Source organism: Bradyrhizobium sp. USDA 3311 (genome assembly GCF_054062495.1).
The window spans coordinates 8,669,234-8,682,770 of sequence record NZ_JBSSFI010000001.1; the positions used below are offsets into that span (position 1 = coordinate 8,669,234).

14 protein-coding genes are annotated in these 13,537 nt (G+C 66.0%); 5 read left to right on the top strand and 9 right to left on the bottom strand.

Annotated features, from left to right (window positions below):
* Window positions 1-18: 18 nt before the first annotated feature.
* The 3 genes from ACVWW6_RS41195 to ACVWW6_RS41205 form a co-directional block, all read right to left on the bottom strand.
* Window positions 19-1,044 carry a histone deacetylase family protein gene (locus ACVWW6_RS41195; RefSeq protein ID WP_135176798.1) on the bottom strand — a complete coding sequence of 342 codons (1,026 nt, stop codon included), beginning with the start codon at window positions 1,042-1,044 and terminating at the stop codon, window positions 19-21.
* Between the two features lie 125 nt (window positions 1,045-1,169).
* The gene (locus tag ACVWW6_RS41200; protein WP_456682784.1) at window positions 1,170-2,108 is read right to left on the bottom strand and encodes an SMP-30/gluconolactonase/LRE family protein; all 939 of its coding nucleotides are present in this window, start codon (window positions 2,106-2,108) and stop codon (window positions 1,170-1,172) included.
* Window positions 2,065-4,137 (bottom strand): PQQ-dependent sugar dehydrogenase, encoded by a 2,073-nt coding sequence (locus tag ACVWW6_RS41205; protein ID WP_456682785.1) that lies wholly within the window; start codon window positions 4,135-4,137, stop codon window positions 2,065-2,067. The genes ACVWW6_RS41200 and ACVWW6_RS41205 overlap by 44 nt, the downstream gene beginning before the upstream one ends.
* A 207-nt stretch (window positions 4,138-4,344) precedes the next feature.
* On the opposite strand from ACVWW6_RS41205, the gene ACVWW6_RS41210 reads away from it, so the two are divergent.
* Both ACVWW6_RS41210 and ACVWW6_RS41215 read left to right on the top strand, forming a co-directional pair.
* Window positions 4,345-4,578, top strand: coding sequence for a DUF6894 family protein (locus ACVWW6_RS41210; protein WP_028175186.1), 234 nt, complete (start codon window positions 4,345-4,347; stop codon window positions 4,576-4,578).
* 9 nt (window positions 4,579-4,587) lie between these two features.
* A complete protein-coding gene (locus tag ACVWW6_RS41215; RefSeq protein WP_166466030.1) occupies window positions 4,588-4,764 on the top strand; it encodes a hypothetical protein in 177 nt (58 codons plus the stop codon).
* 85 nt (window positions 4,765-4,849) lie between these two features.
* Here the strand turns inward: ACVWW6_RS41215 and ACVWW6_RS41220 are convergent, their stop codons facing one another.
* Window positions 4,850-5,623, bottom strand: coding sequence for an enoyl-CoA hydratase-related protein (locus ACVWW6_RS41220; protein WP_456682786.1), 774 nt, complete (start codon window positions 5,621-5,623; stop codon window positions 4,850-4,852).
* A 128-nt stretch (window positions 5,624-5,751) separates the two neighbouring features.
* On the opposite strand from ACVWW6_RS41220, the gene ACVWW6_RS41225 reads away from it, so the two are divergent.
* Together ACVWW6_RS41225 and ACVWW6_RS41230 are read left to right on the top strand one after the other, a co-directional pair.
* Window positions 5,752-7,341, top strand: coding sequence for a gamma-glutamyltransferase family protein (locus tag ACVWW6_RS41225; protein ID WP_304566229.1), 1,590 nt, complete (start codon window positions 5,752-5,754; stop codon window positions 7,339-7,341).
* A gap of 193 nt (window positions 7,342-7,534) precedes the next feature.
* On the top strand, window positions 7,535-7,759 hold the full coding sequence (locus ACVWW6_RS41230) for a hypothetical protein (protein ID WP_304550910.1): 225 nt from the start codon (window positions 7,535-7,537) through the stop codon (window positions 7,757-7,759).
* 51 nt (window positions 7,760-7,810) lie between these two features.
* Here the strand turns inward: ACVWW6_RS41230 and ACVWW6_RS41235 are convergent, their stop codons facing one another.
* Genes ACVWW6_RS41235 through ACVWW6_RS41250 form a run of 4 tightly spaced genes read right to left on the bottom strand, consistent with a single transcriptional unit; the run spans window position 7,811 to window position 11,284 of the window.
* Entirely contained in the window at window positions 7,811-9,097 is a 1,287-nt protein-coding gene (locus ACVWW6_RS41235) for an NAD(P)/FAD-dependent oxidoreductase (RefSeq protein WP_456682787.1), read from the bottom strand.
* A gap of 12 nt (window positions 9,098-9,109) precedes the next feature.
* Entirely contained in the window at window positions 9,110-9,841 is a 732-nt protein-coding gene (locus ACVWW6_RS41240; protein WP_011085014.1) for an amino acid ABC transporter ATP-binding protein, read from the bottom strand.
* Window positions 9,838-10,491: an amino acid ABC transporter permease gene (locus ACVWW6_RS41245; protein ID WP_011085013.1), complete on the bottom strand. Its 654-nt coding sequence runs from the start codon at window positions 10,489-10,491 to the stop codon at window positions 9,838-9,840. Before ACVWW6_RS41245 ends, ACVWW6_RS41240 begins: the two co-directional genes overlap by 4 nt.
* 28 nt (window positions 10,492-10,519) lie before the next feature.
* Window positions 10,520-11,284 (bottom strand): ABC transporter substrate-binding protein, encoded by a 765-nt coding sequence (locus tag ACVWW6_RS41250; RefSeq protein ID WP_456682788.1) that lies wholly within the window; start codon window positions 11,282-11,284, stop codon window positions 10,520-10,522.
* Window positions 11,285-11,465: 181 nt separating this feature from the next.
* On the opposite strand from ACVWW6_RS41250, the gene ACVWW6_RS41255 reads away from it, so the two are divergent.
* Window positions 11,466-12,125 carry a helix-turn-helix domain-containing protein gene (locus ACVWW6_RS41255; protein ID WP_456682789.1) on the top strand — a complete coding sequence of 220 codons (660 nt, stop codon included), beginning with the start codon at window positions 11,466-11,468 and terminating at the stop codon, window positions 12,123-12,125.
* A 97-nt stretch (window positions 12,126-12,222) separates the two neighbouring features.
* Here the strand turns inward: ACVWW6_RS41255 and ACVWW6_RS41260 are convergent, their stop codons facing one another.
* Window positions 12,223-13,488, bottom strand: coding sequence for a D-amino acid dehydrogenase (locus tag ACVWW6_RS41260; protein WP_456682790.1), 1,266 nt, complete (start codon window positions 13,486-13,488; stop codon window positions 12,223-12,225).
* Window positions 13,489-13,537: the final 49 nt, after the last annotated feature.

Consider the following 13,537-nt stretch of genomic DNA (forward strand, 5'->3'; position numbering starts at 1 on the left):
CGGGGAGAGGCGAAGATATCACCGCGCCTCTTCGAATCCTGCCAGCACCGAGGTCAGGTTCGCACCCAGGATATCCGAGAGATAGCCGCCCTCCTGCACGAACACGGTCGGCAGGCCCATCCTGGCGATGGCCTGGCCGATACGGCGGAAGCCCGGCGTGGTAACGGCAAGGCCCTTCAGTGGATCGTGCTCGGAGGCATCGAGGCCGAGCGCGATAACGAGGGCGCCGGGAGCAAAGGACTCGATCGCCTTGCGCGCGACATCCATCGCCTGGATGTAGCCGTCGTCGCCGGTGCCGATCGCCAGCGGGATGTTGAGATTGGTGCCGAGGCCCGGGCCTTCGCCACGCTCGTGCGCATAGCCCCAGACATAAGGATAATACGCGACGGGATCGGCATGGATCGACACCGTGTACACGTCCGGCCGCGCATAAAAGATGCCTTGCGTGCCGTTGCCGTGGTGGACGTCGACGTCGAGGATCACGACGCGCTCGTGCTTGAGCCGCAGATGCGCGGCCGCAATCGCGCTGTTGTTGAGAAAGCAGAAGCCGCCGGCCATGTCGCGATAGGCGTGATGGCCGGGCGGACGGCAGAGCGCGTAGGTCGCGTCCTCGCCATCCATCACCATCTGCGCGGCGGTGACCGCAACATCCGTCGCAGCGCAGGCCGCGGCCCAGGTGCCCGGGCCGATCGGCGCTGCGGTGTCGGCCGTGTGCCAGCCGAGCTTGCCGACGATGTGGGTCGGATAGGTCGCGGCATGCCGCACGGGATGGATGTTGCCGATCATCTCGGGGCCGGAATCGCCGAGCGCGGTCCAGGCGTCCCAGGCCTCGCTCAGGAACGACAGATATTCCGGACTGTGGATGCGCGCGCGGGGTCCCTGCCCGAATGTCGTCGGCTCGACCAGTTGATGCTTGCCGTCCTTCAACCCCTTGAGCAGGCGGTCGGCGCGCTCGGGCTGCTCGGTGGTGCGCTTGACGACACCGCGAACCAGGAAGAATTGCGGATCATGGCTGCGGTGCAGTTCGGTATGGACGGCTTTCACTCAAACACTCCGTGGTCGCTTTGACGGTGCCACAGATTCTTGATCGCTGCGGCGGCCAGATGCAAGCAAGAAGAATGCCGCCTCTGTCGCACCGCTCTGCGTCGCAAGCAGATCGCGCCTGATGCTCAGCAGCGCCCGCGCTGGAGGCAGTGCTCGCGGCCCGGCTGATCGGTACGGAAGGCTTCGACAAAGCCGCCCTGACGCTGCGTGACGAAGACGGTCTTGCCGTCGCTGCCGCCGAAGGCGAGGTTGGTCGGCTCCTTGCCCTTCAGCGCGATCTCGCGCTCGACCGCGCCATTGGGTTTCATCAGCGCGATCGTGCCCTTGAGGATGCGCGCGACGTAGAGGCGACCGGCAACGTCGGTGCGCAGCCCGTCGACGGTGTCGGGCTGAAACGACTTCACCAGCTTTGCGCCGGTGAGCTCGTTGCCGCTGATCGTATAGGACCAGATCTGGCCTGAGCTGGACTCCCCAACATAAAGCGTCTTGCCATCGGGGCTGAGATCGATGCCGTTGGTGGTGCCCATCGCGCGGGGCGCCGTCATCACCTGCCCCTGCACCGTTCCGTCGGCGGCTTTCGCGATGCGCCAGATGTGGCCCTCGCGGCCCTTCCAGTTCGGATCGCTCGCATAGACCGTGCCGTCGCGCGCGACCGTGATGTCGTTGGGCTGGTTCATCTCGTCGGAGTGAAACCAGACGGCAGGTTCGGTGCTTCCCTTCGCAATGGTGAAGATGTTGTGCTTCTTGTAATCGGCAATGAACATCGCGCCGCTCCGATCGAAACGGATCGCGTTGCCGACGCTGCCATCGGGGAGCGTCGTGAACAGCTCCGAAGCCGCAGCGCCCGCAGGCAGCTTGCCGATGGTGCCGGCCTTGCCGAGATTGACGACGAACAAATTGCCGTCGAGATCGGCGGCGGGTCCTTCGATGCCGAAAGTGTATTCGCTGGCGGGCGTCACCTGCACGCTGTCGAACAGCTTGGTTTCGGCAGCGGCCGGCGGCGTCGCGATGAGCAAGATGCTACTGCACAGGCACCAGAAATTCCTGCCGGATGTAATAGCCATCGTCGTCGGTGCACTCGCCATTCAGATAGGGATCGGCCGGCCGGAAGAATCGGCTGAAGCCGGGTTTGTCTACAGCGCTCCTTTGTGTCACGACAACGACCTTGGCAGCCGGTATTTCGCCGCATTCCTTGTTGGTTTTGCCAAAGAACTTGCGTTGCGGCGGACCGGCCTTGATCCGCATCCGCGTTCCCGGAACCATTCTGGCAACGAGCAGGTCAGCGGTATCGAGCAGGCGTGCGTAACCGGGCTCGGTCTTCGGCAGGCTTTCGCCGCCCGGCGGCATCAGCTTCTCCGCGCCGAGACCGCGAAGGCGCGTGCGCAGCCTGCCGGCGTCGGGGTCGCCCGGATAGATCCAGCCGTCCTGCGACAGCATGAAGCGGAGCACCGTCGCATCCTTCTCCGCTTCCGATTGTCCTGCCTTCAGGCCGAAATCCGAATGGCAGCCGAGGCAATGCTTCTCGACGAGGCCCTTGCGCAGCGTGGTGAGGCGAACGCTGTTCTGCGCGTCCCTGGCGACGAAGGCCGCGAGCTGATCGATCATCGCCTGGCTGCGCGTGTCGCAGGGCAGCGGCGGAGGCGCATCGCCCGCGGCACGATCGATGCGGATCACGGTCTGGTTCTTGTCCTCGACCAGCCAGATCGCGCCGTCGTCGGCGACCGTCATGCCGACCGGCGCACCTTGCGGCCGCGCGCCGTTGACGCGGTGCCAGCCTGCGATCAGCTCCTCGAACGGCGCGGCAGCGACCTCGCCGGCGTCGGTCTGGAAGCTGTGGGTCGGATCAGCCGCGCAGCTGACATGGTAGCGCACCGGCGCCGGGCTCGGCCTGGGAAAACCGTGGTCGTCGACATCGTAGGCGAGCACACGGCTGCCGGTCGGGCGATAGCCATGCAGGCCGACCAGCAGCCTGCCCTCGAGCTCCGGGAATTTCGCGCCGTGATAGTAGAGCATCGCAAGCGGCGCGCCGTGCGGCGGCAGCAGCGAGAACGGCGGCTTGTAGAGCGCATTGGCCGTGCAGAGCGACTTGTAGGTCCCGGATTGCAGCACGCTCCTGAACTCGGGGCTCGGCGTCGACAGGTCGTAGCAATAGGGCCAGCCATAGTGCCTGCCCTGCTCGATCGCGTTGATCTCCTCGTTGGGCTTGAAGATGTCTGGCAGGTCGCGGCCGTTCTCGCCTTGCAGGAAGGCATAGCCGGCATCGGGGAAATTCGGATGCAGCGCCAGCGCCATCGAGTTGCGCAGGCCACGCGCGTAGACGGTGTGCGGCGGGTCAGGGTCGTTCGGCCTCAATGCCGGGAAGACGCCGCCTGACGGCGGCGTAAACAGCCAGATCGCGGCCATCGCGGAGGCACCCTCGGCCGCCGCACAGGGCTTTGTGATCGGCGCAGGCGTGATGCAGTCGTCGCTGTGCGAGCCGACATTGACGAACAGCCGGCCGTTCCTGTCAAAGACGAACTGCTTGAGCGGATGCGCACTCTCGTCGAGCCTGGTGCCGTCGGGCAGCGTGATCCGGCGGCCCGGCATGCGACGGATGACGGTCTCGACCGTACCGCGCGGATTGTCCGCGAGCGGATCGAACCGGAAGATCGCCTCCGCGGTCGAGGCGTAGAGCTTCTTGTCCGGGCCGATCACGAGGCCGAACGGATATTCGAGGCCGGTCAGCAGTTCCTTGAATCGCTGCCCCGGCGGCGCATGCGGATCGAGCAGCAGCAGCCGCCCATCGGTGTGGCCCCAGCCCCCCATGTCGGCGACCACGAACAGGTCGCGGCCGGGCACCTGGACGATCGAACGCGGAAACTTGAGGCGATCCTCCTCGCTGGCGACGAGGCCGGCGCAAAATCCGGCCTTCATGTCGATCTGGAGTCTGGGAAAGGCGAGATCGCCGCTGCCGCAGCTTTCCGTGCCAATCGCATAGCCGCTCTTCCTGAGCGACTCGGACGAGGCCGGGGCCAGGCCGAGCAGCACTGCGACGACGGCCGCCGCAAACAAGCGCAGGCTCGGGCGTTCACAGCGGAATGTGAAGTCGTTCACAGCGGCCTCCCGGACGTATCGTCCAGGGTTGTTCCATGCCGCCTGCGCGCCGTCCAGTTGCCGATCACCCGCCTGTGATTAAACCTGTAACGACCTTGGTGCCGACCAACCTCCGTAGATTCCCTTACCGGGCTCGACCCGAATATTTTTCGACCGTTTCCGATGGTATCGGTTTGCCGTCCCAATCGCTTTCTACAGGAGGCGTGTATGGTTCAGATGTATTTCCACTGCTCGAATACCGAAGGCACGCTGATCGATCGGTACGGCACGGCGGTAGCCAATCTGACCGAGGCACGTGACCGTGCCGCCCAGATCATGCGTTCGATGATCCTGACGCCCGGTGCGGAAGACTGGCGCGACTGGGTGATCCATGTCAGCGGCGACGACGGCGAGGAGATTTTCGACCTCCCCTTCACCGCCATGCTCGGCAAGCCGCATTGAGGTGATGCCATGCTGATCGCGTCCTTGAGCCTGCTCCGCCAGCCCTTGAACTTCGTTGCCACCAAATGGCTGACGCTGGTCAGGGTCGCCGGCGACCCCTACCGCCCCGAGCTGCACTACATGCGCGGCCCCGGCCCGAAATGGCACGCCAAGTATCAGGCCAGCCGTCTGAACCGCGCGCTCTGAAGCTGTCGTCTCGCCGCTTGCGGCAAACCGGTTCTCCAAACTCGCTATGCCCGGGCAGCTCCCGGGCATTGACGTCTTCGGCTCGTCACCGCCCGGTGAACTTCGCCTTACGCTTCTCGACGAAGGCATTGCGGCCCTCGATGGCGTCGGCGCTTTTCCGGATCGTGGCCTGAAGCTCGATCTCGCGGCGGAACTGGGCCTCATAGGTCGCGTGCTCGCTCTCCTCGACCAGCGCGCGGGTTGCGACCAAAGCGCGCGTCGGGCCCTCCGCCAGGCGGCGCGCCAGCACCAGCGCCTCTCCCATCAGCTTCTCGTCGTCGACGACCTGCCGCACCAGGCCGATCTCCTGGGCGCGTTCCGCCGTCAGCGGCTCGTTGAGCAGCATCAGCTCGAGCGCCCGCTGCCGGCCGACCAGGCGCGGCAGCAGCCAGGTCGAGCCGAGATCGGGCACCAGCGCAATGCGGCTGAACACCTGGATGAAGCTCGCCGACCGCGCCGCGACGATGATGTCGCCGGCCATCGCGAGGCTGAAGCCGCCGCCGGCCGCCACCCCGTTGACGGCGACGACGACGGGCACGCGGCATTCGCGGAGCGCCTTGAAGGCCGGCCAGTAGAAGCGCATCACGCCGGCGGCGATGTCCTCGCCGAGCGCCTCGGAGGCCTTCAAATTCTGTCCCGAGCAGAAGCCGCGCCCGGCGCCGGTGAGGATCAGCGCGCGAACGCCCTCGTCCTGCGTCATGTCGCCGATGGCGACAGCCAGCGCGCCGAGCAGGTCCGGCGTCATCGCGTTCAGGCTCGCCGGCTCGTCCAGCGTCAGGATCCCGACCGCGCCATCCCGCGCCTGTTTCACACCAGCCATGCCGCTTCTCCCTTTGGATGTTCTCGTTGGCCGCAATGTGCCATTGTCCGCGCGCTTCGCCAAATGCGGAGCTTTTCAAGTCGGCACCACCAAGCCAAGACCAGCGAAGACAGACACAAGACCGCATCATGCCTCATCAGTTCAGCCTCGCCCAAACCGTCCGCAAGCCTGCCGTCAAGACCAAGGGCGGTATCGTCGCCGCGCAATCGCGCCGGGCCGCCGAAGTGGGCGCGCAAGTGCTGGCCGCGGGCGGCGATTGCGTCGACGCGATCGTCGCGACCACCATGGCGCTGAACGTGCTGGAGCCCTGGAACAGCGGCATCGGCGGTGGCGGCGCGATGGTGCTCTACCGCGCCAGGGAAAATCGCACCGAGGTAATCGACTACGGCATGTGCGCCCCGCAGAGCCTGCGCGTCGCGGACTATCCGCTCAGCGGCGAAGGCGCAGCGTCCGATCTCTTTCCCTGGCCGCGGGTGAAGGACGATCGCAACATTCACGGCCCCGGCGCGATCGCCGTGCCCGGTGTCGTCGCCGGCATGGAGGAAGCGCATCGCCGCCACGCCAGACTGCCGTGGAAGGACCTGGTCGCGCCGGCCGCCGCGCTCGCCGGCGAAGGCCTGCTGGCCGATTGGTGGACCACACTGACGATCGCAAGCTCGGCGGCTGACCTCCGGCGCTATCCCGCGAGCGCGGCGGCGTTCCTGAAGGACGGCCTGCCGCCGACCGCGCCATGGGGCATCAAGTCCGAGACGCGGCTGCCGCAGGACAAGTTGAAGGCAACGCTATCGCACCTCGCCGAAGCCGGACCGCGTGATTTCTACCAGGGCGATCTCGCCAAAAGCATCGCATCCGACATCAAGGCCGACGGCGGCTCGCTGTCGGTCGAGGACCTCGCCGCATTCCGCGCCCATCTGCGCGAGCCGCTGGCGATCCCCTATCGCGGCGGCAAGGTGTTTGCGACGCCGGAGCTCACCGCCGGACCGACGCTGGCGCACGCGCTGCGCCTGTTGCAGCAAAATCTGAAACCGGCAGGTGCACCCGATGCCGCCACCTACGCCGAATATGCGCTCGCCCTGCAAGCTGCCTATCGCGAACGGCTCAAGGACATGGGCGATGCCGACGGCAAGCGCTCGCTCGGCGCCGAATATCTGGCACCAGCCTGCACCACGCATTTCTCCGTCGTCGACCGCCACGGCAATGTCGCCGCGGTGACGCAGACACTGCTTTCGTCCTTCGGCTCGAAATACGTGACGCCGCACACCGGCATCGCCATGAACAACGGCATCATGTGGTTCGATCCGACGCCCGGCACCACCAACTCGCTCGCTCCGGGCAAGCGCTGCCTCACCAACTACACGCCCGTCATCGCCGAGACCAGGGACGGCAAGCGTCTCGCCATCGGCGCCTCCGGCGGCCGCCGCATCCTGCCCGCGGTGATGCAACTCGCATCGTTCGCAATGGATTTCGGCATGGACCTCGACGCGGCGATCCACCAGCCGCGCATCGACGCCAGCGAGGGCGCGGTCGTGATCGGCGATGTCAGACTGCCGGCAGACACACGCAAGGCGCTGGCCGCACGCTTCGACTATGAAGAGAGCCGGGTGCAGGCGCTGCCGCAGAAATTCGCCTGCCCGAGCGTGGTGATGCGCGAGGGCGAGGTCAATTCCGGCGCGGTCGAGATCTTCCAGCCGTGGGCCGATGCGGTGGCGGAGGCCTGAGTCCGTTTACGAGAGAGCGTGCCAGCGGTGAACCGCGGGCACGTCGCAAGCGCGGATGTGCCAGCACGCGTTGAGCCGATGCGCGATCGCGCATCTCCGCGAGCGTCACGACTCCTCCACATTTGCAGGGAACTTAGCTGCGCACAGTCCGTTCATTGATCGGACAAGTGCGCTCGCCCCACTGGAGAACATGATGAAGAAACTTGCGCTCGCCGCGTCGCTGATCATTGCGGCGGGTTTCACACTGACCAACCCTGCGTTTGCAAAGGGTGGTCACGGCCACGGTTACGGCCACGGTTACGGCCACGCGATGGGCCATCATTACCATGGCACGCCGCCCGGATGGTCGCATGGACGCAAGGTCGGCTGGCGCGGTCACGGGTGCCCGCCCGGACTGTGGAAGCAGGGCCGCTGCTGACGCGATCTGCAATTCCTGCAAGGCGCCGCCCCTGACAAGGCGGCGCCTTCTTCATATGCCGAGCCGGTCCCGCACGCGCCCTGTGATGACCGCGGTCGTCACCCCCACCGGCCAGAACGCATGCATCGGGATCGGCTTGATGCCGGTGACGGGCATGTCGATCTCGGCCTTGGCGCCGCCGATCAGGCGGCGGGCGAGCTGCGCGCCCATCGCGGTCGAGAGCGCGACGCCGCGGCCGTTACAGCCGAGCGAGATCAGGATACTTTCGGCGGGCTCGTGCACATGCGGATAGTGGTCCTTGGTGATCGCGAGCCGGCTATTCCAGCCATGGGTCCAGGCGACGCCCTTCAGCTGCGGCCATAGCCGCTCGGCGTAGCGGATGAGATAGGAGACATCCGACGGCGAGCTGATCCAGCGCATCGGGCCGCGGCCGCCCATCAAGAGGCGGTTGTGCTGATCGATGCGGTAGTAGACCGTGATGTGGCCGCTCTCGTAGAGCACGGGACGCGTCGGCATGATCGAGCGGGCGACCTCCTCGGAGAGCGGCGCGGAGGCGACGATCGAGGAAAACACCGGCACGATGGTGCGGCGAAGCGCCGGCCAGAGATCATCGGTGAAGCCATTGGTGGCGAGCAGCACCTTTTCTGCACGAACCACCGCGCGCGGCGTCTCGATGCGCCAATGCGCGCCGTCGCGGCGCAGCGACAGCGCCGGCGTCTCGCCATGCACCTTCGCGCCCGCCGAGATCGCGGCGCGCGCGAGACCGCGGGCATAGCTGAGGGGATGCAGGTCGCCGCCACGCGCGTCCAGCATGGCGCCGATATAACGGTCGGTGCCGGTCATCTCGCGCAGCTGCTCGCGGTTCAGATATGTCACCGGCATGCCGCGGCGGATGCATTGCTGCGCCGTCTTCTCGATCGCAGCGGCACTGGCCTCGTTATAGGCCGCACGCAGCGTTCCGTTTTGCCGCGCCTCGCACGGGATCTGGTAGCGACGGATCAGCTCGTGCGTGAAATTCGGCGTGCCGTACGAGAACTCGATCATGCGGCGGCCAAGTTCAGTGCCGAAATCGGCCTCGATCTGGTCGGGATCGTGCTTCAGGCCGGGATTGGTGTGGCCGCCATTGTTGCCGGACGCGCCCCAGCCCGGTTCCTGCGCCTCCAGCACCAGGGCCTCGACGCCCTGCTCCGCCAGATGCAGCGCGGTGGACAGGCCGGTGTAGCCGCCGCCGATAATCGCGACGGAGACGGTCTTGTCGACGTCGAGCGGCGGCGTGGCGACCGGCGCCACAGCGGTGTCGGCATAAAGTGAGGGCGGCAGAGGCAGGCGCGCAGTCATGGCGAAGACCGATCAGAGCGGATGCAGCACCCGGCGCAGGAAATCCTGCGTGCGCGGGTGCTGGGGTTGGTTGAGCACCGATTTGGCCGGCCCCTGCTCGACGATGACGCCGCCGTCGATGAACAGCACGCGATCGGCGACGTCGCGGGCGAAGCCCATCTCGTGGGTGACGACGACCATGGTCATGCCGTCGTCGGCGAGCTTGCGCATCACGCCGAGAACGTCGCCGACGAGTTCGGGATCGAGCGCCGAGGTCGGCTCGTCGAACAGGATCGCCTTGGGCTGCATCGCGAGCGCGCGCGCGATCGCGACGCGCTGCTGCTGGCCGCCGGAAAGCTGCGGCGGGTGCGCGTCGGCCTTTTCGGCGAGGCCCACCTGGGCGAGCAGCGCGCGGCCGCGCTCGAGCACTTGCGCACGCGCCTCCTTCTTCACGTAGAGCGGGCCCTCGACCACGTTCTCCAGCACCGTGCGATGCGGAAACAGGTTGAAGCGCTGGAACACCATCGAGACCTGGGTGCGGACGTTCACGATCGACGGCGCATCGCGGTCGACCTTCAATCCTTCGACATTGATCTCGCCGCGATCGTAGCTTTCCAGCCCATTGATACAGCGCAGGATGGTCGACTTGCCGGAGCCGGACGGGCCGACGATGCAGACCACCTCGCCCTTCTCGACCTTCGCCGTGATGCCCTTGAGCACCTCGACCTTGCCGAAACTCTTGTGAACGTCGGTGAGCTCGATCATTTCTTGCCCGCCCGCTTTTCGAAGTGGCGAACCAGCAGGATCAGCGGAATGCTCATGGTGAGGTACATCAGCGCCACCAGCGTGAACACGCTGGTGTTCTTGAAGGTCGAGGACGCGATCAGCTTGCCCTGCAGCGCAAGCTCGGCGACCGTGATGGTCGAGGCCTGCGACGAATCCTTCAGCATCATGATCATGACGTTGCCGTAGGGAGGCAGCACGATGCGCACCGCCTGCGGCAGCACCACGCGGCGCATGGTGAGCCACCAGCCCATGCCGATCGACTGCGCCGCCTCGATCTGGCCCTTGTCGATCGCCTCGATGCCGGCGCGGAAGTTTTCCGCCTGGTAGGCCGAATAGGCGATGCCGAGCCCGAGGATGGCGGCCTGCAAGGCCGACAGCGTGACACCGAGATCGGGCATCACGAAGTAGAGGTAGAACAGGAGCACGATGATCGGGATGCCGCGGATCACGTTGATCAGGCTGGCGCTGAGCATCGACAGGACCTTGATGCCGGAGACCCGCATCATCGCCCAGATCAGGCCGAGCACCGTCGAGAGCAGCAGCGAGCCGATGGTGACGACGATCGTCAGCGCGACGCCGCTCATCAGGATCGGGAAGAACTCGGCAGCGTCGTGCCAAAAGCCTTTCATCGGGCAGCCTTCGATCAGCCTCTAACCATCAGCCCTGGGCCTTCTGGCCCCATTTTTCGAGGATCTTGTCGATGGTGCCGTTGGCCTTGAGCTTGGCCAGCGAGGCGTTGATCTTGCCGAGCAGCGCGCTGTCGCCCTTGCGCACGCCGATGCCGACCGAGCCGACCGTGACCGGCTTGTAGCTGTCGACGAGCCGCACCTCGGGGAAGCCGCCCTGCTTCAGGTTGTAGGCGAGGATCGGATAGTCGGCGTAGCCGGCCTTGAGGCGGCCGGTGTTCACGTCGCGCAGGATGTCGGGAATGGTGTCGTAGGCCTTGACGTCGGCAAACAGGCCGGACTTCTTCAACGCGTCGACGAAGGCGGTGCCGACCTGGGCGCCGACCGTCTCGCCCTTCAGGTCGTCCTGTGTGGCGTAGGCCTTGGTGTCGTTCTTCGGCACCACCAGACCTTCGCCATAAGTGTAGATCGGGTCGGAGAAGTCGACGACCTCCTTGCGCGGCGCGGTGATGAACATCGCGGCCGCGATGATGTCGATCTTGCTCGAGGTCAGTGACGGGATCAGCGCCGAGAACGACATCGGCTCGATCTGCACGTTGAGGCCGGCGTCCTTGCCGATCTCGGTGATGAGATCGACCATGATGCCCTGGATGGTATTGGTCTTGGTGTCGAGGAAGGTGAAGGGAATGCCCGTCGGCGTCGAGCCGACCTTCAGCACCTGCTGCGCGGAGGCCGGCACGACTGCGGCAATCGCGAGCGCCGCGACTGCGGCCTGGACAAAACGCTTCAACGCCATCGCATCCCCCTTTGGGTCCGGCCGCTGGCGGCGCTCGCAGATGTCTTGATCGCAGACATTGCGGGCCAAGCCGTTTCGGCCTATTTTCACCAATATGAAAATTTGGTCACACTTTCGCAGGTGATGCAAGCGGTTTTCATGCACATGAAGGAAGCGGTTTGACGTGAGCGGTGGCAAAAGAATGCGCAAACCGGCCGCCGCAAAGCCGGCCAGGAAGCTGAAGGCCAAGACGGCGCCGGCCAAGGCGATGACCAAGCCGGCCGAGCCCGCGATGGACGTCGCGGTCGGCCGTCGCATCCGCGATATCAGGCGCGTCAGGCAATTCTCGCTGGAAACGGTCGCCGCGCGCACCGGCCTGTCGATCGGCTTCCTCAGCCAGATCGAGCGCGGCCTGTCGTCGCCGTCGCTGCGCGCGCTGGCAACGCTCTCCGACGTGCTCGGCGTCGGCATGGCGGCTTTGTTCGGTTCGAACCCAAGTGCCGACGGTGCCTCCGACCAGGTGGTGACGCGCGGGCTTCAGCGGCCGGAACTGAAACTCTGGCGCAGCGGAATTTCGAAGCAATTGCTGAGCGCCGCGGGCAGCGACAACCGGCTCAACCTGTTCCTGGTGCACATCGATCCCGGCGGCTCCGCGGGCGACGAGCTCTACACCCACGACGGCGAGGAAGCCGGCCTCGTGCTTGAAGGCGAGATGATGCTGACGGTGGACAGCGAGACGTGGTCGCTGAAGACGGGCGACAGCTTTCGCTTCGCCAGCCGCCGGCCGCACCGGTTTTCCAATCCGGCGCAGGATGCCAAGGCCGTGGTGCTGTGGGTGAATTGCGTGACGGGGGCGGGGTAGTCAATTGCCGTCATTCCGGGGCGCCTCGAAGAGGCGAACCCGGAATCTCGAGATTCCGGATTCGATGCTTCGCATCGACCCGGAATGACAGCGTCAATCACCCGAACCGGTGCGTATACCGATCCACCGTCAGCGCGCCGACGTCGACCTCCGGCTTCTTGCCTGACAGCATGTCCGCGAGCACCCGTCCCGAACCGCAGGACATGGTCCAGCCGAGCGTGCCGTGTCCGGTGTTGAGGTGGAGATTGGCGTATTGCGTCGGGCCGATCACGGGCGGGCCGTCCGGCGTCATCGGACGCAGGCCGCTCCAGAACGTCGCCTTGGACAGATCGCCGCCGCGCGGGAACAGATCAGTCAAGGAGTGATCCAGCGTGGCGCGGCGGGCGTCATAGAGCTTGCTCGAGAAGCCCGAGATTTCGGCAGTGCCGCCGACGCGGATGCGATTGCCGAGGCGCGTGATCGCGACCTTGTAGCTCTCGTCCATCACGGTCGATTCCGGCGCGCCGGAGGCATCCTTGATCGGCACCGTGATCGAATAGCCCTTCACCGGATAGACCGGCAGCGAAATACCGAGCGGCGCAACCAGCCGCGACGACCAGCTTCCGAGCGCCAGGACGTAGACGTCGGCCTGCAACACGCCGGCGCTGGTCACGACGCCGCTGACGCGTGCGCCGTCGGTGACGATGCGGTCGATGCCGGTGTTGAACATGAAGCGCACGCCGAGCGCCTGGGCATGCTTGGCCAGCGCCTGCGTGAACATGTGGCAGTCGCCGGTCTCGTCCTCCGGCAGGCGAAGTCCGCCGGCGAACTTCTCCTTCACGCCGGCGAGCGCCGGCTCGACCGCGATGCAGCCTTCGCGGCCCAGCACCTCGAAGGGCACGCCATATTGCTTGAGCACGGCGATGTCTTCGCCGGTGCCGTCGAGCTGCGCCTGGTGGCGGAACAGCTGGAGCGTGCCCTGCGAGCGCTCGTCATATTGAATGCCGATGTCGCGGCGCAGGTCGCGCAGGCAGTCGCGGCTGTATTCCGCGATCGGGATCATCCGGCTCTTGTTGACCGCGTAGCGCGCGCTGGTGCAGTTGCGCAGCATCTTGAGCAGCCAGACCCACATCACCGGATCGAGCTTCGGCCGGATCACCAGCGGGCCGTGCTTCATCAAGAGCCACTTGACCGCCTTCACCGGCACGCCGGGGCCCGCCCAGGGCGAGGAATAGCCGGGCGACACCTCGCCGGCATTGGCGAAAGAGGTCTCCAGTGCCGGCTCAGGTTGACGGTCGACGACCGTCACGTCATGGCCAGCACGCGCAAGGTAGTAGGCAGAGGTGACACCGATGACACCGCTGCCGAGGATCAGAACTTTCACGCTTCGTCAAACTCCCGCGGCATCACGCTCGCCGCTGCAAGAAGAACTT

Bases quoted from the DNA above. Each gene is read 5' to 3' on its own strand.
- ACVWW6_RS41245 (WP_011085013.1), bottom strand. From the start codon at position 10,491: ATGAAAGGCTTTTGGCACGACGCTGCCGAGTTCTTCCCGATCCTGATG.
- ACVWW6_RS41235 (WP_456682787.1), bottom strand. From the start codon at position 9,097: ATGACTGCGCGCCTGCCTCTGCCGCCCTCACTTTATGCCGACACCGCT.
- ACVWW6_RS41255 (WP_456682789.1), top strand. From the start codon at position 11,466: ATGCGCAAACCGGCCGCCGCAAAGCCGGCCAGGAAGCTGAAGGCCAAG.
- ACVWW6_RS41230 (WP_304550910.1), top strand. From the start codon at position 7,535: ATGAAGAAACTTGCGCTCGCCGCGTCGCTGATCATTGCGGCGGGTTTC.
- ACVWW6_RS41200 (WP_456682784.1), bottom strand. From the start codon at position 2,108: ATGGCTATTACATCCGGCAGGAATTTCTGGTGCCTGTGCAGTAGCATC.
- ACVWW6_RS41215 (WP_166466030.1), top strand. From the start codon at position 4,588: ATGCTGATCGCGTCCTTGAGCCTGCTCCGCCAGCCCTTGAACTTCGTT.
- ACVWW6_RS41225 (WP_304566229.1), top strand. From the start codon at position 5,752: ATGCCTCATCAGTTCAGCCTCGCCCAAACCGTCCGCAAGCCTGCCGTC.
- ACVWW6_RS41250 (WP_456682788.1), bottom strand. From the start codon at position 11,284: ATGGCGTTGAAGCGTTTTGTCCAGGCCGCAGTCGCGGCGCTCGCGATT.
- ACVWW6_RS41220 (WP_456682786.1), bottom strand. From the start codon at position 5,623: ATGGCTGGTGTGAAACAGGCGCGGGATGGCGCGGTCGGGATCCTGACG.
- ACVWW6_RS41240 (WP_011085014.1), bottom strand. From the start codon at position 9,841: ATGATCGAGCTCACCGACGTTCACAAGAGTTTCGGCAAGGTCGAGGTG.
- ACVWW6_RS41210 (WP_028175186.1), top strand. From the start codon at position 4,345: ATGGTTCAGATGTATTTCCACTGCTCGAATACCGAAGGCACGCTGATC.